Origin of the sequence: Pseudomonas sp. GM55, assembly GCF_000282395.1 — a bacterium.
GTDB classification, from domain to species: Bacteria; Pseudomonadota; Gammaproteobacteria; order Pseudomonadales; family Pseudomonadaceae; genus Aquipseudomonas; species Aquipseudomonas fluorescens_CC.
Map to the genome: position 1 here is coordinate 159894 of NZ_AKJJ01000034.1, position 24334 is coordinate 184227.

General features: G+C 60.7%; 21 protein-coding genes. 6 read left to right on the plus strand and 15 right to left on the minus strand.

The annotated features are described in order from the left end of the window. The first annotated feature begins 50 nt into the window (after positions 1-50). The 4 genes from PMI31_RS06290 to PMI31_RS06305 all read left to right on the plus strand — a co-directional run bounded on the left by PMI31_RS06290 (position 51) and on the right by PMI31_RS06305 (position 3530). Positions 51-383, plus strand: coding sequence for a DMT family transporter (locus PMI31_RS06290; RefSeq protein ID WP_007977444.1), 333 nt, complete (start codon positions 51-53; stop codon positions 381-383). Between the two features lie 161 nt (positions 384-544). After that, on the plus strand, positions 545-1720 hold the full coding sequence (locus PMI31_RS06295) for an NAD(P)/FAD-dependent oxidoreductase (RefSeq protein WP_008016932.1): 1176 nt from the start codon (positions 545-547) through the stop codon (positions 1718-1720). After that, positions 1717-2529 (plus strand): aldo/keto reductase, encoded by an 813-nt coding sequence (locus PMI31_RS06300; protein WP_008016934.1) that lies wholly within the window; start codon positions 1717-1719, stop codon positions 2527-2529. Before PMI31_RS06295 ends, PMI31_RS06300 begins: the two co-directional genes overlap by 4 nt. Positions 2530-2561: 32 nt before the next feature. Then, the gene (locus PMI31_RS06305) at positions 2562-3530 is read left to right on the plus strand and encodes a hypothetical protein (protein ID WP_008016935.1); all 969 of its coding nucleotides are present in this window, start codon (positions 2562-2564) and stop codon (positions 3528-3530) included. Between the two features lie 147 nt (positions 3531-3677). Here the strand turns inward: PMI31_RS06305 and hldE are convergent, their stop codons facing one another. Together hldE and msbA are read right to left on the minus strand one after the other, a co-directional pair. After that, positions 3678-5102 (minus strand): bifunctional D-glycero-beta-D-manno-heptose-7-phosphate kinase/D-glycero-beta-D-manno-heptose 1-phosphate adenylyltransferase HldE, encoded by a 1425-nt coding sequence (gene hldE, locus PMI31_RS06310; protein ID WP_008016936.1) that lies wholly within the window; start codon positions 5100-5102, stop codon positions 3678-3680. Between the two features lie 211 nt (positions 5103-5313). Further along, on the minus strand, positions 5314-7116 hold the full coding sequence (gene msbA, locus PMI31_RS06315) for a lipid A export permease/ATP-binding protein MsbA (protein ID WP_008016937.1): 1803 nt from the start codon (positions 7114-7116) through the stop codon (positions 5314-5316). A gap of 154 nt (positions 7117-7270) precedes the next feature. On the opposite strand from msbA, the gene PMI31_RS06320 reads away from it, so the two are divergent. Both PMI31_RS06320 and PMI31_RS06325 read left to right on the plus strand, forming a co-directional pair. Continuing rightward, positions 7271-9136, plus strand: coding sequence for a bifunctional O-antigen ligase/aminoglycoside phosphotransferase family protein (locus PMI31_RS06320; RefSeq protein WP_008016938.1), 1866 nt, complete (start codon positions 7271-7273; stop codon positions 9134-9136). Beyond that, positions 9133-10353: an acyltransferase family protein gene (locus PMI31_RS06325; protein ID WP_008016939.1), complete on the plus strand. Its 1221-nt coding sequence runs from the start codon at positions 9133-9135 to the stop codon at positions 10351-10353. The genes PMI31_RS06320 and PMI31_RS06325 overlap by 4 nt, the downstream gene beginning before the upstream one ends. A gap of 68 nt (positions 10354-10421) precedes the next feature. Here the strand turns inward: PMI31_RS06325 and PMI31_RS06330 are convergent, their stop codons facing one another. The 13 genes from PMI31_RS06330 to waaC all read right to left on the minus strand — a co-directional run bounded on the left by PMI31_RS06330 (position 10422) and on the right by waaC (position 24333). Beyond that, a complete protein-coding gene (locus tag PMI31_RS06330) occupies positions 10422-11306 on the minus strand; it encodes a glycosyltransferase (RefSeq protein WP_008016940.1) in 885 nt (294 codons plus the stop codon). Continuing rightward, entirely contained in the window at positions 11303-12457 is a 1155-nt protein-coding gene (locus PMI31_RS06335) for a glycosyltransferase family 4 protein (RefSeq protein WP_008016942.1), read from the minus strand. Before PMI31_RS06335 ends, PMI31_RS06330 begins: the two co-directional genes overlap by 4 nt. Then, positions 12454-13896, minus strand: a complete 1443-nt coding sequence (locus tag PMI31_RS06340; RefSeq protein WP_008016944.1) for a PIG-L deacetylase family protein — start codon at positions 13894-13896, stop codon at positions 12454-12456. Before PMI31_RS06340 ends, PMI31_RS06335 begins: the two co-directional genes overlap by 4 nt. An 8-nt stretch (positions 13897-13904) precedes the next feature. Next, entirely contained in the window at positions 13905-14801 is an 897-nt protein-coding gene (locus tag PMI31_RS06345; RefSeq protein ID WP_008016946.1) for an antimicrobial resistance protein Mig-14, read from the minus strand. Next, positions 14801-15931 (minus strand): glycosyltransferase, encoded by a 1131-nt coding sequence (locus PMI31_RS06350; RefSeq protein ID WP_008016947.1) that lies wholly within the window; start codon positions 15929-15931, stop codon positions 14801-14803. Before PMI31_RS06350 ends, PMI31_RS06345 begins: the two co-directional genes overlap by 1 nt. Beyond that, entirely contained in the window at positions 15915-17672 is a 1758-nt protein-coding gene (locus tag PMI31_RS06355; protein WP_008016948.1) for a carbamoyltransferase family protein, read from the minus strand. The genes PMI31_RS06350 and PMI31_RS06355 overlap by 17 nt, the downstream gene beginning before the upstream one ends. Positions 17673-17838: 166 nt before the next feature. Further along, the gene (locus tag PMI31_RS06360) at positions 17839-18171 is read right to left on the minus strand and encodes a YceK/YidQ family lipoprotein (protein ID WP_008016949.1); all 333 of its coding nucleotides are present in this window, start codon (positions 18169-18171) and stop codon (positions 17839-17841) included. Positions 18172-18409: 238 nt separating this feature from the next. Further along, positions 18410-19861 carry a lipopolysaccharide kinase InaA family protein gene (locus tag PMI31_RS06365; RefSeq protein WP_008016950.1) on the minus strand — a complete coding sequence of 484 codons (1452 nt, stop codon included), beginning with the start codon at positions 19859-19861 and terminating at the stop codon, positions 18410-18412. Next, positions 19861-20613, minus strand: coding sequence for a lipopolysaccharide kinase InaA family protein (locus tag PMI31_RS06370; protein WP_008016951.1), 753 nt, complete (start codon positions 20611-20613; stop codon positions 19861-19863). Before PMI31_RS06370 ends, PMI31_RS06365 begins: the two co-directional genes overlap by 1 nt. Further along, positions 20610-21344: a lipopolysaccharide kinase InaA family protein gene (locus tag PMI31_RS06375; RefSeq protein ID WP_008016952.1), complete on the minus strand. Its 735-nt coding sequence runs from the start codon at positions 21342-21344 to the stop codon at positions 20610-20612. Before PMI31_RS06375 ends, PMI31_RS06370 begins: the two co-directional genes overlap by 4 nt. Further along, positions 21344-22150, minus strand: coding sequence for a lipopolysaccharide core heptose(I) kinase RfaP (rfaP, locus tag PMI31_RS06380; RefSeq protein ID WP_008016954.1), 807 nt, complete (start codon positions 22148-22150; stop codon positions 21344-21346). Before rfaP ends, PMI31_RS06375 begins: the two co-directional genes overlap by 1 nt. Then, complete coding sequence (locus PMI31_RS06385) at positions 22151-23272, minus strand: glycosyltransferase family 4 protein (RefSeq protein WP_008016955.1); 1122 nt, start codon at positions 23270-23272, stop codon at positions 22151-22153. It abuts the gene before it with no gap. Next, entirely contained in the window at positions 23272-24333 is a 1062-nt protein-coding gene (gene waaC / locus PMI31_RS06390; RefSeq protein WP_008016956.1) for a lipopolysaccharide heptosyltransferase I, read from the minus strand. Before waaC ends, PMI31_RS06385 begins: the two co-directional genes overlap by 1 nt. Position 24334 lies beyond the last annotated feature (1 nt).

Genomic DNA, 24334 nt, shown 5'->3' on the forward strand with positions numbered 1-24334 from the left:
TCACTAGAATGCCGACCTCATAGAGCAACACTTCATACGAGGATTGACCCATGACCGCTTACTACTACCTGGCCATAGCCATCTGCGCCGAAGTGATTGCCACTGTTTCGATGAAAGCCGTCAAAGGCCTCAGCACCCCGCTACCCTTGGTGCTGGTCATCCTCGGCTACGGGATTGCCTTCTGGATGCTGACCCTGGTGGTGCGCAGCGTTCCGGTGGGCGTGGCATATGCCGTGTGGGCCGGCATGGGGATCGTGATGGTCAGCGTCGCGGCGCTGTTTATCTACGGGCAGAAGCTGGACGTACCGGCGATGCTGGGGATGGCGTTGATCGTGCTGGGCGTCGTGGTCATCCAGTTGTTCTCGAAAACCGCCGGACACTGACACTCTGTAGGAGCCGGCTTGCTGGCGATATCAGTGCATCAGACACACCGCATTGGCCGGATCGCCAGCAAGCCGGCTCCTACAAGGCCACCTGCATCCTGCAACAGATCCTGAAGATGCCTTGTATACTGCGCCCTCGTCTTGAACACAGAGGTCGCTGCATGCCATCCGTTATTTCCACCGACGTTCTGATTGTCGGCGCTGGTGTCGCCGGCCTCTGGCTGAATGCGCGCCTGCGCAGCCAGGGTTTTTCGACCGTGCTGGTGGAAAGTGCCAGCCTCGGCGGTGGGCAGAGTGTGAAGTCCCAGGGCATCATCCATGGCGGTGCCAAATACGCGCTGCACGGCGCCCTGACCGGTGCCTCGGAAGCCATCGCCGACATGCCGCGCCGTTGGCGTGAAGCCTTGGCGGGCAATGGTGAGCTGGATCTGTCCGGCGTGCGTTTGTTGTCCGAGGCCCATTACCTCTGGTCCCCCGGCACCCTCGCCGGCAACCTCACCAGTTTCTTTGCCAGCAAAGCCGTGCGCGGTCGCGTCGATCAGGTCAAGGGCGAGCAATTGCCGCCAGCCCTGCAAGACAAGCGCTTCAAGGGCAAGGTCTATCGCCTGGCGGAACTGGTGATCGATGTGCCAAGCCTGATCCAGCGCCTGGCCGATCTGGCGGGAGATGGCTTGCTCGCCGGGCAGAACATCGAGCCGCTGCTGGAGAACGGTGATCTGGTTGGCTTGAAAGTCGATGAGCGCCAGATCCGCGCCCAGCGCATCGTGCTCAGCGCTGGCGCCGGCACCGCCGACCTGCTCACCGCGCTCGGCCTGAGCCAGCCGGCCATGCAGCGCCGACCGCTGCACATGATCATCGCCAAAGGCCCGGGGCTCAAGCCACTGTACGCCCACTGCCTGGGCGGCGGCACCAAACCGCGCCTGACCGTGACCACCCACCCGGCCGCCGATGGTCAATGGGTCTGGTACCTGGGCGGCGACATCGCCGAAGCCGAAGGCGTGGCCCGCGAGCCCGCCGAGCAAATCGCTACCGCCCGCAAAGAGCTCGGCCAGTTGCTGCCGTGGATCGATCTGAGCACCGCGCAATGGGCGACCCTGCGGGTCGATCGCGCCGAACCGCTGCAATCGGGTTTGAACCGCCCGGACAACGCCTTCCTCGCCGAACAGGATCGCCTGCTGGTGGGCTGGCCAACCAAACTCGCCCTGGCGCCGGACTTCGCCGACCGGGTCATCGCCAGCCTGACCCGCGACGGTATCCAGCCAAGCCACCCGGCAGCGCTGCCTGAACTGCCGAAGCCGCCGATGGGCGTGCCTGCCTGGGAGCAACTGCTGCCATGAGCCAACCGACCCTGCACGACTTGCATCGCCCATTGGGCAGCACCGGCCTGCTGGTTTCACCCCTGGGCCTGGGCACGGTGAAACTGGGCCGCGACCAGGGAGTGAAATACCCCAACGGCTTCCGGATTCCCGATGACGATGAGGCGCGCATGTTGCTCAAGCTCGCCCGCGACCTGGGCATCAACCTGATCGACACCGCCCCGGCCTATGGTCGCAGCGAAGAGCGCCTCGGGCCGTTGCTGCGCGGTCAGCGTCAGGATTGGGTGATCGTCAGCAAGGTGGGCGAAGAGTTTGCCGACGGCCAGTCCCGTCACGATTTCAGCGCTGCACACACGCGAATGTCGGTGGAACGCAGCCTGCAACGCCTGGAAACGGACTTCATCGATCTGGTGCTGGTGCACTCCGATGGCAACGACCTGGCGATCCTCAATGACGAGGAAGTCTACGACACCCTCGCCAAGCTCAAGGCCGAAGGCAAGATTCGCGGTTTCGGGTTTTCCGGCAAAACCGTCGACGGCGGCCTGAAGGCGCTGGAGCACGGCGACTGCGCGATGGTCACCTACAATCTGAACGAACAAAACGAGAAGGCCGTCATTGACTATGCTGCTGCACACGGCAAAGCCATTCTGGTCAAGAAAGCCCTCGCCAGTGGTCATGTATGCCTGAGTCCGGGTGTGGATCCGGTGCGCGCCAGTTTCGAGCTGTTGTTTGAACATCCGGGTGTTGCCAGTGCTATTGTCGGGACCATCAATCCGCTGCACCTCGCCCACAATGTCGCGACCGTTGCCCAGGTCCTACGTAGCCACTGATGCCGCCCACGCGGCCTTAAGCAGGAGCCGACATGCCGCGTACGCTCATAAGAAAGAACCCGAGCAACTTCAAGACCCTGCCGTTATTCGTCGAAGCGACTCCCGAAGGCCTGGCTTATCAGAGCGTCGGCAGGCCGCTGAATTTCTCCCAGACCCTGCAACGTCGTCGGCCGGTGACGGTCGGCGACAGCGAACGGTTTGCCCTGGAGCTGGCCAATCTCGGGGTTTCGGTGCGCCTGACCCTGCATTGGCAGAATCGTGACTATTGGGTGCTGGTACGCCAGCGTCGTCAGGACCGTGGCGATGTAGTGCTCAAGCTGATCTCCGGATACGTGCCGGCCCATGAACTGAACCTGCCCCTGCACACAGCGATCCAGGAAATTGCCGAAGAATGCCTGCTGGAAACCCCCGAAGGCTGGCTCGGTGGGCGGTTCAATGACACCTGGCTGCCGGCGCCCTACTCGGCCGCCCTGCATTACCGTGAAGCCCTGCCGTTTCGCCTGTCGCCACTGTCCGGCTCGGCGCGGCCAGTACGTTGCGCCAATCTGATGCTGATGGAGCGTCCGCGGGCTTACGTGCATTTGCCAACGGCGTCACTGCAACTGATTTACGACTTGCGCCTGGACGTTCCCAGGGAAGCCAAATCCCTGAGTCTGTTCCATGTCGATGAAAGACTGGAAGGCGATCAACTCGTCGCCCGTCTCGACCGCAAACGCCCCGATCTGTACTTGATGCCCTTGCAGGACGGCCACCCGATGGCTGAGCTCTACACCTTGAAAAAGGATCAGCTGTACCCGGCCAGCACCCGCGGCCTGTACCTGGCCGAGAGTTTTGCCCGACAGGAAGGCTGGCTGGTGCGTGATGAACGAATTCGCTGGAAGGACTGGGTGAGGCAGCAAGGCTTGACCCCGCCGGGGAAGGATTCGGGGTTGGCGCGGTTGCGCGGGAAAGCCAAATTACTGCTGAAGAAGATCGTGCCGCGTAAAAAAGTCAGCTCCTGAAAGCAAACTGCTGCTCCGACTGATGTACGCATAACTTTGTAGGAGCTGGCTTGCCAGCGATGGTCGTTAACGATAACGCGTATCTACTGATTGAACGCGCGCGCCCTGACTCCATCGCGAGCAAGCTCGCTCCTACAAAAAGCTGCGTTATTCGGACTTGCGGATCTTCTCGACAATCGCGGTGGTCGAGCTGTTTTCCACCAGCCCCAGCACTTTTACGGTACCGCCGTAGGCTTTCACGATGTCCGCGCCGACCACCTGGTCGATCCCGTAGTCACCGCCCTTGACCAGCACGTCCGGCTTGACCGCGCTCAACAGGTTTTCCGGTGTGCCTTCCGGGAAGCTGATCACCCAGTCCACCGCGCCCAGACCGGCCAGTACCGCCATGCGCCGGTCGACGCTGTTGATCGGACGGCCCGGCCCTTTCAAGCGGCTGACCGATGCATCGTCGTTGATCGCAACGATCAGGCGATCGCCCTGGGCCCGCGCCTGTTCCAGATAAGTCACGTGGCCGGCGTGCAGGATGTCGAAGCAACCGTTGGTGAACACGATCCGCTCGTTGTGCGCGCGGGCATCATCGACCGCCAGCAACAGTTGCTCAAGACCCAGCACACCGCGCTCGGAACCCTCCTCGCGCTGAATCGCACGACGCAGTTCCGGCGCACTGATGGCCGCCGTACCGAGCTTGCCGACCACGATACCGGCCGCCAGGTTGGCCAGGGCCACCGCGTGAGGCAGTTCTTCACCCGCGGCAATCGCAGCCGCCAGAGTGGAAATCACCGTATCGCCGGCACCGGTCACGTCAAACACTTCACGGGCACGGGCGGGCAGGTGCAGCGCCGGATGATCCGGACGCAGCAAGGTCATGCCGTGCTCGCCACGGGTCACCAGCAAGGCGCCGAGGTCCAGGTCGTGCATCAGCTGCGCGCCCTTGTTGACCAGCTCGTGCTCATCGGCGCAACCACCGACGATGGTTTCGAATTCGCTGAGGTTCGGCGTGATCAGGCTCGCACCGCGGTAGATCGAGAAATCCTTGCCCTTGGGATCGGCCAGCACCGGAATGCCCCGGGCACGGGCGGCCTGGATCAGCGCCTGATGATTTTTCAGCGCGCCTTTGCCGTAGTCGGACAACACCAGCACCTTGATGCCTTCGAGCAATTCATCGACCTGCGCGGCCAGCGCCAGCGCGTCGGTGGCGAAGGGCTCTTCGAAGTCGATACGCAGCAACTGCTGGTGACGACTCATGACCCGCAACTTGACGATGGTCGGCTGATGCGCAATGCGCTGGAAGATGGCCCGCACGCCAGCGCCCTTGAGGCTGTTGACCAGGCTGTTGGCGGCTTCATCGTCGCCCGTGACACCGACCAGCGAGGCCGGAGCCCCCAGGGCGGCAATGTTCAAGGCAACGTTGGCAGCGCCGCCCGGACGGTCCTCGATGTGATCGACCTTGACCACCGGCACCGGCGCCTCAGGAGAAATCCGTGAGGTACCACCATGCCAGTAACGGTCGAGCATGACATCGCCGACCACCAAGACAGGGGCTTGATCGAATCGCGGCATGGACAACTTCATGGTGCAACCCACATACAGAATGAACAGGGGCGCGATATTAACACAGGGTTGGTGTCGGCTTGTGCGGTGGCTGCAACGGGATGATTCGCCAGCATTTTTTGCTCATTTTTTGAGCAAAAAAAAACGCTAGACGAAATCATCAAAGTCACGGTAGTGACTGACCGGTTTCGTCGGGTGTGCGAAAGGGCGAGCCAGGCTCGCCCTTTCGGAGTCAGGCGATGTCTTCGGCCGGGGCGTCGAGGCCCATCGCGTTGAGGCGCGAGTAGTAGCCGTTTTGCGCCAGCAGTTGCTCATGGGTGCCGCGCTCGACGATTTTCCCCTGGTCCATGACCAGGATCAGGTCGGCCTTCTCGATGGTCGACAGGCGGTGAGCGATCACCAACGTGGTGCGACCTTTCATGACTTGATCAAGGGCTGCCTGAATATGCCGCTCGGACTCGGTATCGAGTGCCGAAGTCGCCTCATCGAGAATCAGCAGCGGTGCATTTTTCAACAGCGCCCGGGCAATCGCCAGGCGCTGGCGCTGACCACCGGACAGCAGCACGCCGTTCTCCCCGACCTGGGTATCAAGACCTTCAGGCAATTGGGCAATGAAGTCCATCGCATAGGCATCCCTGGCCGCCTTTTCAATGTCTTCACGGGGTGCGCCGGCCAAGTCGCCATAGGCGATGTTGTTGGCCACGGTGTCGCTGAAAAGGGTCACGTGCTGGGTCACCTGGGCGATATGCTGACGCAGGTTCAACAGCTTGTACTGCTCCACTTCGACGCCATCGATGAGGATTTCGCCCTTGTCGTGGTGATAGAAGCGTGGAATCAGGTTGGCCAGGGTCGACTTGCCACTGCCCGAACGTCCCACCAGCGCCACCATTTGCCCGGGCTCGACCGAGAAACTGATGTCATTGAGTACCTGACGCTCGGTTTCAGGGTAGGTAAAGCTGAGGTTGCGCACTTCCAGGCGGCCACTGACGGCATCACGCTCGACAGTGCCGGTATCGACTTCAGGCTCGACATCCAGTTGCTCGAAGATACTTTCTGCGCCTGCCACACCTTTCTGGATGGTCGAGCTGACTTCGGACAGCTGGCGAATCGGCTTGGGCAGCAGGCCGGCCAGGGTGATGTAGGCCACCATGTCACCGGCGGACGCATCGCCCCGCAGGAACAGCACCAGGAACATCAGCACGGCCATGGCGGTGTAGATCACCAGTTGCAGCAGCGGCGTGTAGATGGCGCCGGTGCGGGTCATGCGCAATTGTTTCTCGGTATTGCCCTGGCTGGCGTCGAAGAAGCGTTTCTCTTCGTACCTTTCACCGCCGAAGCTGCGCACCACGCGATAGCCCTGGATCGTTTCGGACGCCACATGCGTCACGTCCCCCATCGCCAGCTGGATTTTCTTGCTCTGCTTGCGGAATTTCTTGCTGGCCGTGCGCACCATGATGGCGATCAGCGGCAGGATGGCAACCATGACCAGGGTCAGCCGCCAGTTCATGAACAACAGCGAGGCAAACAGGAAGATCACTGTCATGCCTTCACGAATTACGACCTTGATCGCATCTGTTGCCGCCCCCGTGACCATGGTCACGTTGAAGGTGATACGTGAAATCAGATGCCCCGAGTTATGCTTGTCGAAATACCGGTTTGGCAACACCAGCAGGTTGTTGAACAACTGGACCCGCAAGTCATGGACCAGGCCCAGGGAAACCTTGGCCAGGAAGTAGTTGCCCAGGTACGACCCCAATCCCTGCCACGCGGCGATCAGGATGATCAACAACGGCACCGCCTGCAGCAGTTGCAGGTCCCGAAGGTAAGGCACGGTTGGAAACAGCGCCGCTTCAGGGTTGGATAGACCGTCGACAAAGTACTTGAGGATGTAGCCCAGCATTGGCTGCGTCGAAGCGAAAATCAGAAAACCGACGATGCTGATCAGGAACAGGCTGATGTACGGCCGGACATAGCCGAGCAGACGGAAGTAGATTTTCAAGCTCGATGGGCTTGCGGAGAGACTGGAGTCGGTCATATCACGCGAATGTCGATGAAAAGGACGCTGACTTTAGCACAGCTTCTCCAGGGTTCTGGCAATCGCATACAGTCTGTGTATTGTGGCGCGTCAAATAGCCACCAGATGTCCCTGCCTTGGTACTGTCGCTCAATTCAGGAATAAGTTACTCAGCATGCAATTAAACGCTTTGAACAGCACGTCCAATAGAGTCTTCGATTTCATTTGCCTGTGGATTCTTCCGCTCGGTTATTTATTGCTGCTTTGTGCACTGTTTTTCCTGCCGGGGCGCAGTGTGCATCACAAACTTTACTATGGCCTGTTCAGCATTCCGGCACTGATTGCACTGTGCCTGCGTCCGCGGTTCAGCAAAGAACTGCTGCACGAACCGATCGTCATTGCAGCCCTGTTGTTTGTGGCGTGGGCACTGCTCAGCCTGCGCTGGGGGCCGGGTTACGATATTGACTTCGGTCAGTTCAAACCGCCATTACATACCCTGTTTCTGTTCGTTGGCTGCTACCTGCTGGTGCGCTATCGCAGCGAAATCATTCAGCCCCTGCTGTTCTGTGCTGCGACGGTGGCGCTGATCGCCTCTGTCTACAACCTGTACAGGTACGGCCGGATCTACCAACCGGAAATGCGCCTGATCGGTGTAGGCGCGTTCGACAATCCACTGCTCAGCTCCCACGTTTTCGGCTTTTTCTGTACCTACTGGATGAGCCTGAGCATGACCTGCAAGCGACGTCAGGTACTCTGGTTGAGCATACCGGCGATGGCGATCATGTTCGCCACAGTGCTGGCCACCGGCTCCAGGACTCCACTGGTTGCGCTGACGATCGCTGCGCTGTGGCTGTGTTTCATCTGCTGGAATCGACGCTCAGTCTTCATGCTTGGTTCCATGTTCATCGCCGGAGCGGCGACATTCGCGCTGTTAGCAGACAAGATCTTCGAAAGAGGCAGTTCCTTCCGTATCGAACTCTGGCAATTGGCCCTGGGCAGGATCGCTGAGCATCCATGGATCGGCCACGGCTACAACGCCGAACTGGCCCTGGACCCTGGCGTCGGTTACACCCTCCAGGAGCCCCATAGCTTTGCCCTGGGCGTGCTCTACTATGTCGGCATTATCGGTCTGCTGCCATGGCTGTTCTTCCTCGCGTGGAGCTTCATCAGTAGCTGGCGCCATCGCGTGCAACCGCTGTTTATCATGGCCTCAGCCTGGCTGGCCTTCGGTATCGGCGCAGGCCTGACCGAAGGTGGCGGGATTATCTCTCGCCCCAAGGAACACTGGTTCCTGCTGTGGATACCCTTGGCACTGATTGCCGCATTGAGCATCAATCAACGGGCCAGGCGCCTGCTGGACAGGCCGATCAAGGCCGCGACGCCAAGCGCCCTGCAACAGCTGACTGTCGATGCCCGGGTCATCGAAGAGGATGGTTTGGGCCCCAAGGTCCTGCGCCTGACCGATGGCAGCTTTCTCAAGCTGTTCCGCCGCCGCCGCTGGTATACCTCGGGCAGTTTCACGCCCTATTCCGATCGATTTGCCGTCAACAGTGTGCAACTGCGCAACATGGGCATCCCGACGCCGCACATCCTCGACCTTTACCGGTTCGAGGACGGCAGCACCGCTGTGCACTACTCGCCCCTGCCGGGCAACACGCTGCGCCAGATCCTGCAAGGCATCACCGCCCCGGCAGTGCGTCAGGCACTGGTGGAGCGTTTCGGCAAGTTCATGGCCCAATTGCATCGGCAAGGGGTCTACTTCCGCTCCCTGCACCTGGGCAATGTGCTGGTACTGGAAGACGGCGAGTTCGGCCTGATCGACCTGGCCGACCTGCGAATCTACCCCTCATCGTTGAGCCCTTCCCTGCGTCGGCGCAACCTGCGCCATATGCAGCGCTATGCAGAAGATCGGCATTGGCTGTTCGAGGACCACTTCGAAGCGCTACTGCAGGGATACGCCGCAGCGGCTTCGAAAGCCGACGTGGATAATTTGCACAGGCAAGTGCTGGCTGCAAGTCCTCCGGCCCAGGCTCACCGATGACCGCAACCAACCCGCTTATCGCGATGACAGCCTACCTGCTCGCCATCGCGACCGCTGCACTGCTGCTGCGCACCGTACCGGGATTCACCCGACAGCTGGAGCATCGCGGTGAGAGCCGCTTTGCCGGCATCGATGGCTTACGCGGATATCTGGCCTTCGGCGTGTTCGTGCACCACTCGATAATCACCTGGATCTTTCTGCAAACCGGCGTGATCGACTTGCCGCCGAGCAATTTTTACTCGCAGCTCGGCCAGGGTAGCGTTGCCCTCTTTTTCATGATCACCGGTTTTCTCTTCTGGGACCGATTGCTCACCCACGGGCGGCAACACGACTGGCTGGCGTTCGCGCTATCGCGGCTGTTTCGCCTCTACCCGCTCTACCTGCCGTTGATGTTGGCCGTGTTTGTCAGCGTGTTCTATCTGCAAGACTGGGAACTCAAGGACTCCGCGACCCAGCTCATTGGCCAGACCCTGGCCTGGCTGGCCTTCGACCGGCCGGACGTCAACCAGTACCACCAGACCGGCATGTTGATCTCCAACGTCACCTGGACGCTGGGCTACGAGGTGTTTTTCTACCTGGCCTTGCCACTGGCCACCATGGTGTTCATTTATCGCGGCGGCTGGATATCGACGGTGCTGTGCCTGGTGGGCATCTATGCCCTTTACGAGGTGGTAGGCTGGGAACACTCGCTGAAGAAACACTACATGGCCAGCTTCCTCGGCGGCATCGCTGCGGCGTACTGGATTCGCCGCCCACACTGGGTCGCCTGGAGCCTGTCTCCGCTGGCGGGCATCATCGCCCTGCTCGCAGTGGCGATCGCCTTCACGGCATTCAACCGTGCATTCAACCTGGGAGCGCTGCTGCTGCTTTCACTGTTTTTCGTGATCGTGGCGTCCGGCAATACCTTGTTCGGCGCGCTGAGGCCGCGCAGCATTCGCTGGCTGGGGGAAATCAGTTACAGCACGTATTTGCTGCACGGTTTCGTGCTCTGGATTCTGGTGCAGCGACTGCCGCCGGTACTGCATCTTGACGCCCGACAAGCCTGGGTCTTCCTGCCGTTGCTGGCCGTGTGCAGTTGCCTGCTGATCATCATCAGCAGTCTGACTTACCAGTACATCGAAAAACCCGGTATCAATGCCGGCAAGAAAACACTGCACTGGTTACGCCAGAACGGGAAGTTCAGGAACGAACTGGAGAAGACGGCTCAACAACGTTGAGCAATCGCCAGGGGCATTTCACCGCGGGCAACAGCACGTCTTGCGCCCCTTTGAATCCAACCATAGGCTCAGTCTTTTTCCAGCCGCGAGAAATACATCCGGCCCAACCCTCGCCAGGTTTTCCTGTTCCAGGCCTTGAACGGAATCTGCGCCAGCAACTCACGCGCCAGCTTGCGATCGCGGTTGGCGGTCTTGAGGAACATGGAATTGAGAAACTTGTAGCGCACTTCGTCATACAGCGGGTGATCGCTGAAGAGCGCGTAGGTGCGCAGGATGCTGTCGATCATGAAGCGGTGGTTCTTGTAGGAGTTGGTGGCGTGCTTGCGATAGCGCGCCATCAACACATTCAGGCCATCGATGAAGTAACCGGCATGGGTCACCTTCAACTCGATCAGCAAGTCTTCCAGGCGAATGGTCGGGTCGAAACCGCCCACCTTCTCCAGCGCTTCGCGACGGATCATCAGGGTGGGTGCCGGAGGATAAGGCTTGCGCTCCAGGAACATGTCATCGAAGTCCAGGCGACGGAACGGCACATCCCGACGCTGGCGCTTCTCCGGGTAGAGGTTGCCGTCGGCATCGATCAGCTCGATGTTGCCGGCGCAAATGCCGACCTCGGGCTTGTCGTCCATATGAGCGACCTGGGTGGCGATGCGCTCCGGCAACATGATGTCGTCCGAACCGAACGGCACGATCAGGCTGCCCTTTGCCCGGGCAATCGCACCATTGAGGGTGTTGGTCAGCCCCTGGTTTTCCTGAACCCGAAAGTCGAAACCATGGATGGCCTGCAGCGCCTTGATCCGCTCGACACTGTCATCCTTCGAGCCATCATCGACCACCAGCAACTCGATGTTCTGATAGGTCTGGTTGAGGACGCTGAGAATGCTTTCCTCGATGTAAGGGGCGTGGTTGTACGACGCGATAATGACCGTGACGATGGGTTGCGCGTCGTTCATGGCTGTTCCTTGCGGGCCTGCTCCAGGCCGGAGTCGATCAGATTGAGGTATTCGCGACGGAATTCCTCGATGTCATGGTGCTGTTGCAGATAACGGAAGGCCTGCTCGCCCTTGGCCTTGAGCTCGTCATCCGACAGCCCGAGATAAGTGTCCAGCGCAGCCTGCAGCGTCGGCACATCCTTCGGCGTAATCGCCAGGCCACCGGCCCCCTCGATGAGCGGCAACATGGCCGGCACGTTCGAGGCAATCACCGGCAAATGCCCGCTCATGCCTTCAAGCAGCGCCAGTCCGAGGCCTTCCGCCAGGGAAGGCATGGTCCAGATGTCGAAAGCGCGAATGTACTGCAGGGCAATTTCCTTGAACCCCAGCAAATGGGCACGACCACTGAGGCCGAGGCGGTCGATTTCAGCAGCCAGGCGTGACTCTTCGCGGCCGGCACCGATGATCGCCAGTTGGGTATTCGGGTATTTGTCCTTGAGTGCGGCAAAGGCCTGCAGCAAATAGATATGGCCCTTGACCGGCACCAGTCGCCCCAACGCACCGATCAGCCGCACCGACGGATCGATGCCCAGCATTTCGCGGGCCTTTTCACGACTGTGTTGCAGACCTTCGGCTTGCTCGATGTCGATGGCATTGGTGATGGCGTAGGTATTCTGGTCGGTGAAGCCACAGTCACAGTCCAGCAGATACTGTTTCACCGCTGGCGACACGCCAACGAAGCGCCAGTGACGATCGATCAGGCGCTGGGTCTGGCGGCGCCGGTAAAAACGGTCGTACTCGCCAAATCCGTGGGAAATGCCGATGCACAGCGGCACTTTCAACCAGCGGTTGAGCGCCAGCATCATGTTCACCGGCTTGAAGCGGTTGCAGATCACCACATCGAATTTTTCCCGACGGCAGAACTTGTACAGCTGCCACATCGCCCGCAGGCGCATGCCCTTGAGGGACTTGTCGGAAAACTCGAAGTATACGGAACGGTCGGCTCGGCTCACCGCTTCGCCCGGCCCGGGCTTGCCGCGCAGAAACGCGGCGGTCACTTCATAGCGATCACTGGGCAGGGCCTTGACGATCTGCTCCGCGAGGTCGGCGAAATCATGGGCTTTGACGTTGTAGTCAGGCTGCAGTTGCAGGACCTTTGACCGCTGACTCATAACTCTCCCCGCTGAGTGACATTGCCTGGTGTGTGCTTGAGGGACCACAAAAGCTCGTGGCGCCGGACTGCCTTGCGAAAGAATTCGTTCTCGCCATAGATTGGCGGCAACCGGCCGGCCAACAACCGTTGAATCAACCGACGCAAGCGACGCTTGAATGGCATCGCCGGTTGCAGGTCGTGCATCATGCCCAACGCCATGGCTTTGTCTCGTTGTTGCTCAAGTGGCATCGGCAGGCAATAAGGCTGCATCGGTTGGGTCGAATCGAAGGCCGGCGGCAGGGCGATGCCATCACCGCTATCGCCCATCGGCCAGCGGTCGTTGTCGTGCAGGTGGTTGGCGTAGCCCAATAGTGTGGTCGGCTGCCAGTCCAGGCCTTGCAAGGCTTCAAGGACTGCCGCCTGGGCGCAGATATGATCGGGATGCGGATCCAGGGTCGGATGCGGCAGGACGATGACCTCGGGCCGGGCGCGCAGCAGCAACTCTCGCAGATCCGCCAGCAGATTGTTCCAGGTCGGCGCGCCATCGGCATCGCCGGGCAGTGCGAAAGGATTCAATTGACGGAACAGCCGGGTGTCGCACAGGTCCGCTTCCCGCGATCCCGCTGCCACGGCAGGCGCGGCCTGCATGCTCGCCAGTTGCAGACAGAAATAACCGAGCTGTACGCAATGAGTCTCGGGCACACCGGCCCAACGTGGCACGGCAATGCTGTCCCAGGTGCGCAGACGGCCTTTCAAGCGAGCCGCATCGACCTTGTTCAGGCCCATCTGCTGATAGTGTTCGGCTTCGATTTCACCCGCTGTCAGCGTAACGATCCAGGTTTCGTCGGCCTGACTGTACAAACCGAAGGCCGCCAGCTCGGCGTCATCGGCATGAGGCGCGATGACCATCACCCGCTGACGCCGATAATCCGGATGCTCGAACGCCCACAGCACAGGCTCGCCGAACACACGACAGTGACGCCCGCGCAAGCGCAGGTCACCACGCGACAGCGCCTGAGCCTGGCCACTGAGATTGAGGTAACGAAGGCCGTTTACGCCCCGCTCGAAGGTTTGTCGGTCATGGCTCTCCCCCCCGAGCAACTCGACCACCGGATCGATAAAACGTCCCAGCCAGGTGCTTTTTACCCGCAGGGCCAGCACCAGCGTCGCGTCGTCGACCAGCATCACGCCCTCGTCCAGCCGCAAATGTTCACCGCTCAGATGCACCTTGGGCTGCGGCGTGTACGGGGGAAAGCTGTACAGGTAATCGTCTTTCGGTGAGTAGAACAGATGGTCGGCAAACCAGGCTTCGTGGGCAATCCAGCCCAGAACCGCCAGCACCAGCGGCAACCACCAGGCCACCAGCACACCGATGACGATCAACAGCACCAGCGCAATCAACAGGCCGATACGTTTATTGCGCCGATGACGCTTGAGCAGTTGCTGTTTGCGGCTCATGGCTTGGCTCATACGGTGAAGACCGGCACAGGGTTGCACCAGCGATCCTTGTATTCACGGTCGGCGCGACCGAAGGAAAAGCGCAATGGTTTGTCCTGCGCCCGGGCATGCTCCCAGGCGCTTTGGGTATTGAGGAAACTCAACACACTGCCAGGGCTGAACTCGCGAGTCTCGGGATCGACCCCACCGTTGATGTACTCGACGCTGATCCATTGCGGGGTTTCGACGCGGTACACCAATTGAATCGCAATCGGCGCATCGTTGAGGAAAATCACCGAGCCGATCAACAACTCGCGCAACAATTCGATGACGTCGGCCATGCGTTCTGCCCCCGTCGCCGGGAAGCCCCAGCGGCGCTGGAACAGATCGCAATAAATAGCCGCCAGATCGAAGCTGGAAAACTCCGATACCGGCCGCACCACACCACCGGCTTCTTCCAGCAAACGCAATTCGCGGCGCTGGTTATAGCGAAACTTTTTCGACAGCTCTTCGGGCGTGCGGGCCATGGCCAGTTGTTCGGCTTGCAACCTGATACCAGTGAAACGGCCTTCGTTCAGTGCCGACAGATACCGCGCGCGATGACGCAAAGGCGCCGTGGCATCGGCAGCGGCCGGCAGGATGATTTCGGCATTGCCCAGATCGAACAGACCTTTTTTACCGCGACGCTTGAGCACGTCCTTGGACAAGGCCAGGTCGCGGCCCCAGGTCGGGATCGCCGCCTTGACCTCATCGCCCTGCATCCAGGCCAGGTAGCGCACCGGAATGTCAGCCAGTTGCGCCAGCCGCTCGACCACCATGGGATGAGTCGCGACGCTGCCGCCATATCGCTGCCAGGTTTCGGCGTAAGTCGAGGCGTCGACTACCGCCCAGCCACGCTCGCGCCAGCCTTGAAATCGGTTGAGCATCAGCCCCTCTGTGCCAGTTCGGTAACGTGCGGCAAGTGCCAGAAAGCATCGCGCACCGCACGGTCGGAAAAGCGCTCGCGCAAGCGTTCGAGCATCAACTCGGCACACTGTCGGCGTTGCTGATCATCCATGCCGGCCAGATGTTGCAGCCCCTGGGCCAGATGTCCGGCATCGCCCAACGGGAACAGGATGCCCACGCCTTCGACCACTTCCTTCGCTCCGCCGCAGGCCGTGGCCAGCAAGGGTACGCCGGCGGCCATGGCCTCCAGCAGCACCATGCCGAACGGTTCGTGATCGGAACTCAGGGCAAACACATCGAAGGCCCGGAAGTAGTTGCGCGCATCCGGCACCTGACCGAGGAACAACACCCGGTCACCAATACCCAGTTCCCGCGCCTGAGCCTTGAGCTTTTCCTCCAGACGTCCTTTACCGAGAATGACCAGTTGGCTGTTGGCCGGCAGCCTCGGCAACGCTTCGGCGAAACCCTGCAGCAGCGTGGCCTGGTCCTTGTCCGGATGCAGCCGTCCGACGTTGCCGACGATCCAGGCATCCGCCGCCAGCCCGAGGGTTTCCCGGGCCTCGCGAGCCGACACCTGTGTGGCTTGCAAGGCATCCACGTCGATACGGTTGTACAACGTCTGAATTCGCGAAGCCGGCCACTTTGGCAGGCAATTGCGCATGTCGTCGCGCACCGCGTCGGACACGCCGAGCAGACTCAAACGCTTGCGGAATATATGCGCGAACAGTTTACGACTGCCGCGCTTGTAGTCTTCAAACCCGTGGTGCACGCCAATGACCGGCAACGACGTACCGAGCAAGGCGATATAGATGGGTTTGAAGCGGTGAGCGATGCAGAAACTGAAGTTGCGCGACGCGGCGATCTTGCGCAGATCGCCGATGGCGCCCAGCTTCAGGCCACGAATGGCCTTGGAGCTGTACTCCATGAACAGTACTTCATCGCAAGCGCAGCCCGCGGCGACTTCGGCATCGGCAGCCCCGGTGAGAAACACCGTGGTCACACGATACCCGGTCCCCGCGAACAGGCTGGCGTACTGCCGTGCGCAGTCCAGAAACGGCCCGTCATAGCCGTGGCAGAACTGCAGCACATGGCGTTCAGCCGAACGTGTCATAGGCGTTCGCGCCCTCTTTGACCACCAGGATGTCTTCCATGATCAGATACTGTAGATCCGAACCGAAGAACATATTCAGCGCATCGGTCGGCGAGCAGATCATCGGCTCGCCACGACGATTGAGCGAGGTGTTGAGCGACACGCCGTTGCCGGTGAGCACTTCCAGCGCTTTCATCATGTCGTAGTAGCGCGGGTTGTATTCGCGCTTGAGCACCTGGGCGCGGGAGGTGCCGTCTTCGTGGACGACTTCCGGCACGCGGGTTTTCCACTCTTCAGCCACTTCGAAGGTGAAGGTCATGAACGGAGCCGGGTGATCGATCTTGATCATCTGCGGCGCCACAGTGTCGAGCATCGACGGGCAGAAAGGCCTCCAGCGCTCGCGGAACTTGATCTGGTGGTTGATGCGGTCAGCCACGCCGGCCACGCTCGGGCAACCGATGATCGAGCGACCACCCAGTGCACGCGGACCGAACTCCATGCGGCCCTGGAACCAGGCCACCGGGTTGCCGTCGACCATGATCTTGGCAATCTGCTCCGGCATGTTGTCGAGCTTGCGCCAGGTTGGCTTGTTCTCGTGACGAGCACAGGCGGCGATCACGTCTTCGTTGCTGTAGGACGGGCCGAGGTAGACGTGTTCCATCTTCTCGACCGGCACGCCACGGGCATGGGACACATAGGCTGCCGCGCCTACCGCGGTGCCGGCGTCGCCGGACGCCGGCTGTACGAACAGCTCCTTGACGTCGTCGCGAGCGATGATTTTCTGGTTCAGCTTGACGTTCAACGCACAGCCACCGGCATAGGCCAGCTTGCCGGTTTCCTTGAGCACGTCGCCCAAGTAGTGGTCGATCATCTGCAACGCGATTTTTTCGAACAGCGCTTGAATGCTGGCGGCGTAGTGAATGTACGGCTCGTCGGCGATGTCGCCTTCGCGCTTTGGACCCAGCCACTCAATCAGCTTCGGCGAGAAGTAGTAACCCTTGCCCTTTTCTTTGTAGCGACGCAGGCCGATGACGTTGGCGTAGTCGGTGTTGATCACCAGCTCACCGTTCTCGAACGAAGCCAGGCGCGAAAAATCGTACTTGCTGGCATCGCCATACGGCGCCATGCCCATGACCTTGAATTCGCCGTCGAGCATATCGAAACCGAGGAATTCGGTGATCGCGCCGTACAGGCCGCCGAGGGAGTCCGGATCGAAGAATTCCTTGATCTTGTGGATCTTGCCGTTTACGCCATAACCGAAGAAGGTCGTGGCGTACTCGCCCTTGCCGTCGATGCCAAGGATCGCTGTTTTCTCTTTGAAACCGGAGCAGTGATAAGCACTGGAGGCGTGGGCCAGGTGGTGTTCGACCGGCTCGATCTTGATCTTCTTCGGATCAAAACCCAGTTGCTCCAGGCACCAGACGATCTTGTTGCGATAGCGCTTGTAGCGACGGTTGCCCATCAGGATCGCGTCGAGTGCACGGTCCGGGGCGTACCAGTAACGCTTGGCGTACTGCCAGCGAGCCTTGCCGAACAGGCTGATCGGGGCGAACGGGATCGCCACCACGTCGACATCGGACGGCTTGATGCCGGCCTGTTCCAGGCAGAATTTCGCCGATTCGTAGGGCATGCGGTTCTTTGCATGTTTATCGCGTACGAAGCGTTCCTCTTCAGCCGCCGCGACCAGCTTGCCGTCGATATACAGGGCTGCGGAAGGATCATGGCTAAGGGCGCCGGACAGGCCAAGAATCGTCAATGCCACAGGGGTCTAGCCTCTTTAGTCTGCATGCAGGCGCTGTAAACGCCTCAAAAATGATGTGCCTTCGCAATGAGCGAGAGACAGCTAAAGGGCGGGATTATAGCGTAAAAGCAGCGGCAAGCCTCTAGCGGCAAGCGGCAAGCGCGCGTGGCGGTGTTCAAGGGGCTTATTATCCCCCGGCAGGCCGCCAGTAAATGATGATGTCGCCATCCGCGACTTGCCGGTAAACCGTGTATGGCAAGACTACGGTGTCCAGAATGCCCGACAGTGTCATATCCAGAAGTGCAACGGGTACGAGGAACCCCATATGATCGGCCGGTGCGTTCAATACACAGAAATCGTAGGCCAGGCCGCTGTAGACCCGGGGAATGGACTGGCAATAGGTTTTCTGCTTGCGAAGCCCCTTGGCCGCGTCCGCTTCGTCCTGCAAGACCGTCGAAACGGTCCCACACCCTGTCAAAACCAATGAGATAACACCTGATGCGACTGCCTTTTTGATCATCTGAAGCCTGCCCTCCGAGAACATCAGGCAAGCTAGCATCAGGGCGATTTCAGCCACAGTTCATGACTTCCCAAAATCGCGTAGGACGGTTCACAAGAACCTGTCCCTAATCTTCGCTGACTGTTCGGGCCTAATCGTCGGATCGCCGCCCGGAGCAAGCCCGCTCCCACAGTAGTTCCGACCGTTCAGAATTCCCTGTGGGAGCGGGCTTGCCCGCGATAGGACCGAAGGTCCTGATTCAGTCAGCGCTGGAGACGTCCTTGGGTAGACGCTGATCGATCACCTGATACAGCGCACTAGTTTCAGGCCAATTACGCATGAACCGCGCCCGATCCCGGGCATAAGCCGAAGCGAAACTGCCCACCGAACCATGCTGACGCATCGCATCCAGATCGATCAGCGCCCAGCGATCCTGTTGCCAGAACAGGTTGTGACCCTTGAAGTCCCCGTGACTGATCCGCTCGCGAATCAGCTCGGCAAACAGGTGGTCCAGCGCCAGCAATTCAGCTTCGGGCGCATCGCCGTTTTCAACGTACGGCGCAAAACGCTCGATGATGTCCGGCCCCGGCAAATACTCGGTGATCAGGTAAGCCCGGCTGCGCAGCCATAGAAAACGTTTTTCCAGCAACGCCAGCGGCTTGGGCGTGGCAATCCCGAGGAACGCCAGGCGGTTGCCTTCGCGCCATGAATGCCAGGCCCGGCTCGGGCGCCAGAAGCGCTTGAGCCAGTGGGCGAAACCCTTGATGTTGTAGCGTTTGATCACCAGCGTGCGGCCATCCACCTCGACCTTGCCGACGCTCGCCGCCCCGCCGGTCTTGTACAGATGCCCCTGGTCGAGCAAGGCATCGGCCTGCTCCAGCACCGTCACCATCGACGACTCTTCCTCGCGGCGAATCGCCCGCAATCCGAAAGCCCCGCGCTGGACGCTGAACAGCGTGCACTCGCGGCCGACCTTGATCAGGAAGTCCTTGAGGCGCCAGCTTCGGACCTTGTCGATCTGCTTCTGCAACGCTTCCATGGGCAACGCGTGTTCGCCGTTGCTGAGCAGGTAATACACCAGCAACTCTTCAATGAAAGGCTCGATCGACTTCGGCAGCTGGGCGAAGAACACCCCGAGGTTTTCCAGGACCTTCTGCCGTGACAGCGGCTGACCGGGGGTCTCGCAGCAGATACCCGCGCCATCGATCAGGTACAGGCGACCGCCCTGACGCAGCAAATTGTCCAGGTGCAGGTCTTCCTGCCACAGGCCCTTGCGATGCATCTGGCCGATCGCACCCAACGCCTCGGCCAGCACCGCCCCTTGCCCATCGGACAGTACGGGCTGCTGCTCAACCTGCTTCCAGGTATCGCCCAGACTTTCGGCATGCTCAAGGAAATCAAACAGCAGCCAGCCACCCTCGCCGTCCTTCAGGCCATCGGCCAACAGCTGCGGCGTGGTCAGCCCCTGGGCGGAGAGCAGGCGCACGCCGTCCAGTTCACGCTGAAAATGCCGTGCAGCCTTGCTGCCGACCAGCAATTTGGCCAACACTGGTCGGCCACGCCAGACGCCGGCACCGACATAACGCTGCCCCGGCAAGACCCGCAACAGACTCAGCAGTTGCAGCTCGGCGGGGCCGGCGGCGTCGGCCAGCGATACGCTCAGCGGCAATACGGGATTGCGGCCAGCGGCCTTCAGTTCTGACAAACGCATCAGCGTGGCCTCTTTTGACTGCGCCGCACGGTCAAACGCTGCAGCCAGCTGTCGACCAGCGAGCTGTCCTGCGGTTGATCCAGATAGGCGGCCAGTAATTGCCGCAGTTGCGACTCGCCCCACTCGGGCGCGCGGCGCGCCAGCGGTTCCAGGTCCTTGATTCGGTCACGCAGCCCGTACAGCAGCGGTCGGGTCTTTTCCAGATCGATCAATTGAGCCTGATAGCCGTTGCCGGTGGCGCGCATGAAAATATGCTTGGGATAGAAGCACCCATGCACCTGGCGCGCAGCGTGCAGTCGCCGGGCCAATTCGCCACTGGCCCTGAGGATTTCCGAGTGCTGCTCAGGGCTCAATTCATCCCAGCGCTGCAGCAGCGATTCAAGGTCGTCCCAACCATCCAGGGCGCGGGTCAGCAGGATCGCGCGCACTTCGCCATTGACCTTGCGCTCCCCGTAGAACACCGCTTCCAGCGCTGGAACCCCCAACTCCCGGTAACGGGAGATGTTGCGAAACTCGCGAGCGAAACTCGGCTCTCCGAAGGGTGCGCGCAATGTGCGGGTCAGGTAGTTGCTTTGACGCTTGAGGTAGAAACCATGACCTTCCAGATCCAGCCGAAACACGCTGCTCCAGCCGCCGCGACCGGTGTTGGGTTCGTCCACCGCATCGAGTTGCCTGGTCCAGAGTGCATCGAATGTACCGAGGCCATGGCGCTCAAGCAGCGCACGGTCTTCAGCGGCCAGAAAATCAGTCATTCGCGCCCCTCGAAAAATCTCAACACGTGCCGGATGCGTTTTTTGTCCGCTGCGTTGAGCCGGGTCCGGTTGCGGTATTGCAGGTAAAAGCGCAGGCGCTGGGTCGCCGACAGTTGATACTTGGCGACCTTGTCCAGGCACGCCAGATCCTTGGTGATGCGGTACTTGAGCCAGAAACCGCGCCAGAAATCGCCGTTGGGGCAATCGATCAAAAACAGTCGAGCCTCATCGTCGATCAGCAGGTTGCGCCACTTCAAGTCGTTATGGGTGAAACGGTGGTCGTGCATGGTCCGGGTGTGCTGCGCCAACTGACGACTGACAGTATCGACCCACGCGCGATCCGATAGTTTCGGATCGCGTCGCTCGGCCAGTGCCGACAAGTCTTCGGTACGCGGCAGTTCCCGGGTAATCATCGCGCCGCGAGCGTAGGCCACACCGCGCCGCTCCAGCCCCCAGGCCACCACGTCGGCAGTGGGGATACCCCACTTGGCGAAGCGCTTGAGGTTCTGCCATTCCATCTTCACCCGAGGTTTGCCCAGGTAACGCCGCAAGCCTCTGCCAGCACCCACGTAGCGCTTGACGTAATAGTTGACGCCATTGCGCTCGACACGGATGACCTCGGAGAGCAGGTCACAGGTGATCTGCTCGCCTTGCAGTGCAAACACAGCCTCGAGACTGCCAAAGTCATCGGCCAGGTCGCTGTAGGCCGGTTCCAGTCTCCAACCCGACATTAGAGCGCATCCCCGTATCGCTGTTTACGCTCGTAGAGCTTTTTGGCCTTGCCATCGAGCCATGCCAGCAAAGCGGCCTCTTCACTCAGGATCTGACGCAGCGGCTGCTGGAAATAGCCTTTGAGGAACCGCAGCTTGTCGCGGCGGGTCAGGCCGATGTCCAGCGCGGAAAAGTACAGGGCCGCCAGATCCTTGTTGCGCCAGCGCGAGGTGATCGCCGGGCGGGTCTGGGCGCGGTGCAGGTCGATCACCGAGAGCTTGAAGTCGTCTGCGGTCACCGGTTTGTCGGTGTGCAGCAGGAAATGGCAGATGTAGCAGTCGCGGTGGTTGACCCCGGCGCGGTGCATCATGCCGGTCATGCGTGCAACTTCGGCGATCAGCGCGCGCTTGAGCTTTGGCTCGGGCGGCTGTTTGATCCAGTTAATGCTGAAATCTTCGAGGCTGACCGTGGGCGCCAGCTCTTCGGTGACGATGAACGAGTGCTGGTCGGCCGGGTTGCGGCCCTTCTCGCCATACGCGACAGCGGTCATGGTCGGCACGCCGGCTTCCTGCAGGCGCTGAATGGCCTGCCACTCCTGACCGGCACCCAGTACGGGAAGCTTGGCCGTGAGCAGGTTCTTGAAGATTTCGCCCCAGCCGATGCCACGATGGATTTTCACGAAAAACCCGTTGCCGTCGACTTCCGTGCGTAATGTCCGGCGTGCTTCCAGTTCGCGGTACACCTCGCCCTTGAGCCCCTCGACTTCGGCGAACGGGTCGCGTCCGGCCCAGAGGCTCTTGAACGGTTCAGCCAGCATCAACTTCATTTAAGCGTGCTCCGCCAGAATTACATCGGCCGCGTGCTGCGGCATGCTGTAGAGATCGGCCGTCTCGGCGTAGGCCAGACCATTGCGGCTCCAGGCCGCCCTTGCTTGAGCGTCGTTCAACATGCCGGTCAGGTACTGCGTCAGCTGTGCCTGATCGAACGGTTCGTCCAGCACCAGGCCGGCATCGGCCTCGGCGATGTAATGGGCGTAACCGCACACCGCGCTCACCAGCACCGGCAAGCCGGCCACCAGTGCTTCGAGCAGCACGGTGCCGGTATTTTCGTTGTACGCCGGGTGGATCAACAGGTCGGCTCCCAACAGGAAACGCGGGATATCGCTGCGCCCCTTGAGGAACGTGACGTTGTCCCCCAGCCCCAATGTTGCACTCTGCATCTGGAATAATTTGGGGTCATCCTGGCCAATTACAAACAGCCGGGTGCGCCTCCTCAACTCGGCAGGCAATGCCGCCAGCGCCTTGAGGCTGCGGTCCACACCTTTGGTCTTGAACCCGGAGCCGATCTGCACCAGCAGCAGTTCGTCGTCCTTGAGATTGAACTCAGCGCGGAACCCTGCACGAATGTCATCGGCATCGGCCGGCCGACGACGGTCCTGGGCGATACCCGGGGGTAGCAGGTGGAAACGCTCCAGCGGCGTGTCGTAATGCTTGATGAACAGCGGCTGCTGGACCTCGGAAATCATCAACACTTCGGTCTTGGCGTCCCTGGCGAACACCGCCCGCTCGTATTCGGCGAAGTGGCGATAGCGGCCCCAGCGGCGATACAGCGAATTGCGCAGGTTCTGCGCCTTGTCTTCGAAGCAGCCGTCGGCGGCGTAGTAGACGTCCAGGCCCGGCATCTTGTTGAAGCCGATCAGGCGGTCAACCGGGCGCCTGGCCAGGTCCGCCTCCATCCATTCGCTGAGTTTTTCGTTGCGCCGATGGTTGAAGAACGCCTTGACCGGCGCCACCAGCACTTCGAAACCCGGCGGCACGTCGCCTTCCCAGATCAGCGTGTAGACGCGAATCTGGTGACCGCGCTTCTGGCACTCCAGGGCGATGCGCATGAAATCGCGCTGCAAGCCGCCAAACGGAAAATATTTGTACAAGACAAATGCCAATTGCATCAGCGCAGCTCCTCAGCCATTAACAACGTGCTCAGTCGGCTGGCGACACGCTCGGGGTTCAGACGCGTGAAGCACAACGGCCACTCGCGTTTCAGGTCAAATTGACGGGCATCGTCGGCCGTCGGTTGATAGGTGCATTTCTTTTGCAGGCACGGCGCACACGGGAAGTCGCTGGCCATGTGAATCTGCACCTTGCCGTAGGCGCCGGTCAGGCCCGGATTGGTCGGACCGAACAGCGACAGCGTCGGCACATCCAGCGCGGCGGCCAGATGGCCGAGGCCGGTGTCCACCGCCACGCAGGCTTGCGCGCCGGCCAGCACCTTGCCGACCCCAGCCAGATTCAGTTTTGGCAGCACCTCGGCGTGCTTGAAACCCGCAGCGATACGCTCGGCCCGGGCTTTCTCCTGCGCATTGCCCCAAGGCAACTTCACCCCGACGCCAAGGTAGCCGACCCGTTCGGTCAGCTCGCGCCAATAGGCTTCAGGCCAGTGTTTGGTGTCCCAGGTGGTGCCATGCAGAAACACCACGTAAGGATTCTTGCGCGGCAATTCCACCAGGCGCTCGATATTCAGTCCGTAGTCGCCCAGGCCTTTGGGCAAGTCATAGCCCAACGCAATGGCGAACAACTGGCGCACTCGCTCCACCGCGTGCTGCCCGCGGGCAACGGCCAGGCGTCGATCGTAAAAGCGCGCAGCAATAGGCTCGCGCGCAGAGCTTTTATCGAGGCCGGCCACCGGCGCCTTGACGTAACGGGTCAGCCAGGCGCTTTTCAGCAAGCCCTGGGCGTCGATCACCAGGTCATATCGGGTGGCGCGAACGCTTTGCTTGAAGCGCTTCCACTCGCCGCTCTTGATGGTCTGCCAGATGTTTTTGCGCCAGCGACGGATCGCCACCGGAATCACCTTGCCCACCGCCGGGTGCCAGGTCGGGATCTCGGCAAAGCCTTCTTCCACCACCCAGTCGAATTTGATGCCGGGAATCGCCCGCGCCGCATCAGTCAACGCTGGCAACGCATGAATGACGTCGCCCAGCGAAGAAGTCTTGATCAACAGAACCCGCAAG

Coding starts and splice junctions, on each gene's coding strand:
- PMI31_RS06290 (WP_007977444.1), top strand. CDS start 51: ATGACCGCTTACTACTACCTGGCCATAGCCATCTGCGCCGAAGTGATT.
- PMI31_RS06295 (WP_008016932.1), top strand. CDS start 545: ATGCCATCCGTTATTTCCACCGACGTTCTGATTGTCGGCGCTGGTGTC.
- PMI31_RS06300 (WP_008016934.1), top strand. CDS start 1,717: ATGAGCCAACCGACCCTGCACGACTTGCATCGCCCATTGGGCAGCACC.
- PMI31_RS06305 (WP_008016935.1), top strand. CDS start 2,562: ATGCCGCGTACGCTCATAAGAAAGAACCCGAGCAACTTCAAGACCCTG.
- hldE (WP_008016936.1), bottom strand. CDS start 5,102: ATGAAGTTGTCCATGCCGCGATTCGATCAAGCCCCTGTCTTGGTGGTC.
- msbA (WP_008016937.1), bottom strand. CDS start 7,116: ATGACCGACTCCAGTCTCTCCGCAAGCCCATCGAGCTTGAAAATCTAC.
- PMI31_RS06320 (WP_008016938.1), top strand. CDS start 7,271: ATGCAATTAAACGCTTTGAACAGCACGTCCAATAGAGTCTTCGATTTC.
- PMI31_RS06325 (WP_008016939.1), top strand. CDS start 9,133: ATGACCGCAACCAACCCGCTTATCGCGATGACAGCCTACCTGCTCGCC.
- PMI31_RS06330 (WP_008016940.1), bottom strand. CDS start 11,306: ATGAACGACGCGCAACCCATCGTCACGGTCATTATCGCGTCGTACAAC.
- PMI31_RS06335 (WP_008016942.1), bottom strand. CDS start 12,457: ATGAGTCAGCGGTCAAAGGTCCTGCAACTGCAGCCTGACTACAACGTC.
- PMI31_RS06340 (WP_008016944.1), bottom strand. CDS start 13,896: ATGAGCCGCAAACAGCAACTGCTCAAGCGTCATCGGCGCAATAAACGT.
- PMI31_RS06345 (WP_008016946.1), bottom strand. CDS start 14,801: ATGCTCAACCGATTTCAAGGCTGGCGCGAGCGTGGCTGGGCGGTAGTC.
- PMI31_RS06350 (WP_008016947.1), bottom strand. CDS start 15,931: ATGACACGTTCGGCTGAACGCCATGTGCTGCAGTTCTGCCACGGCTAT.
- PMI31_RS06360 (WP_008016949.1), bottom strand. CDS start 18,171: ATGATCAAAAAGGCAGTCGCATCAGGTGTTATCTCATTGGTTTTGACA.
- PMI31_RS06365 (WP_008016950.1), bottom strand. CDS start 19,861: ATGCGTTTGTCAGAACTGAAGGCCGCTGGCCGCAATCCCGTATTGCCG.
- PMI31_RS06370 (WP_008016951.1), bottom strand. CDS start 20,613: ATGACTGATTTTCTGGCCGCTGAAGACCGTGCGCTGCTTGAGCGCCAT.
- PMI31_RS06375 (WP_008016952.1), bottom strand. CDS start 21,344: ATGTCGGGTTGGAGACTGGAACCGGCCTACAGCGACCTGGCCGATGAC.
- rfaP (WP_008016954.1), bottom strand. CDS start 22,150: ATGAAGTTGATGCTGGCTGAACCGTTCAAGAGCCTCTGGGCCGGACGC.
- PMI31_RS06385 (WP_008016955.1), bottom strand. CDS start 23,272: ATGCAATTGGCATTTGTCTTGTACAAATATTTTCCGTTTGGCGGCTTG.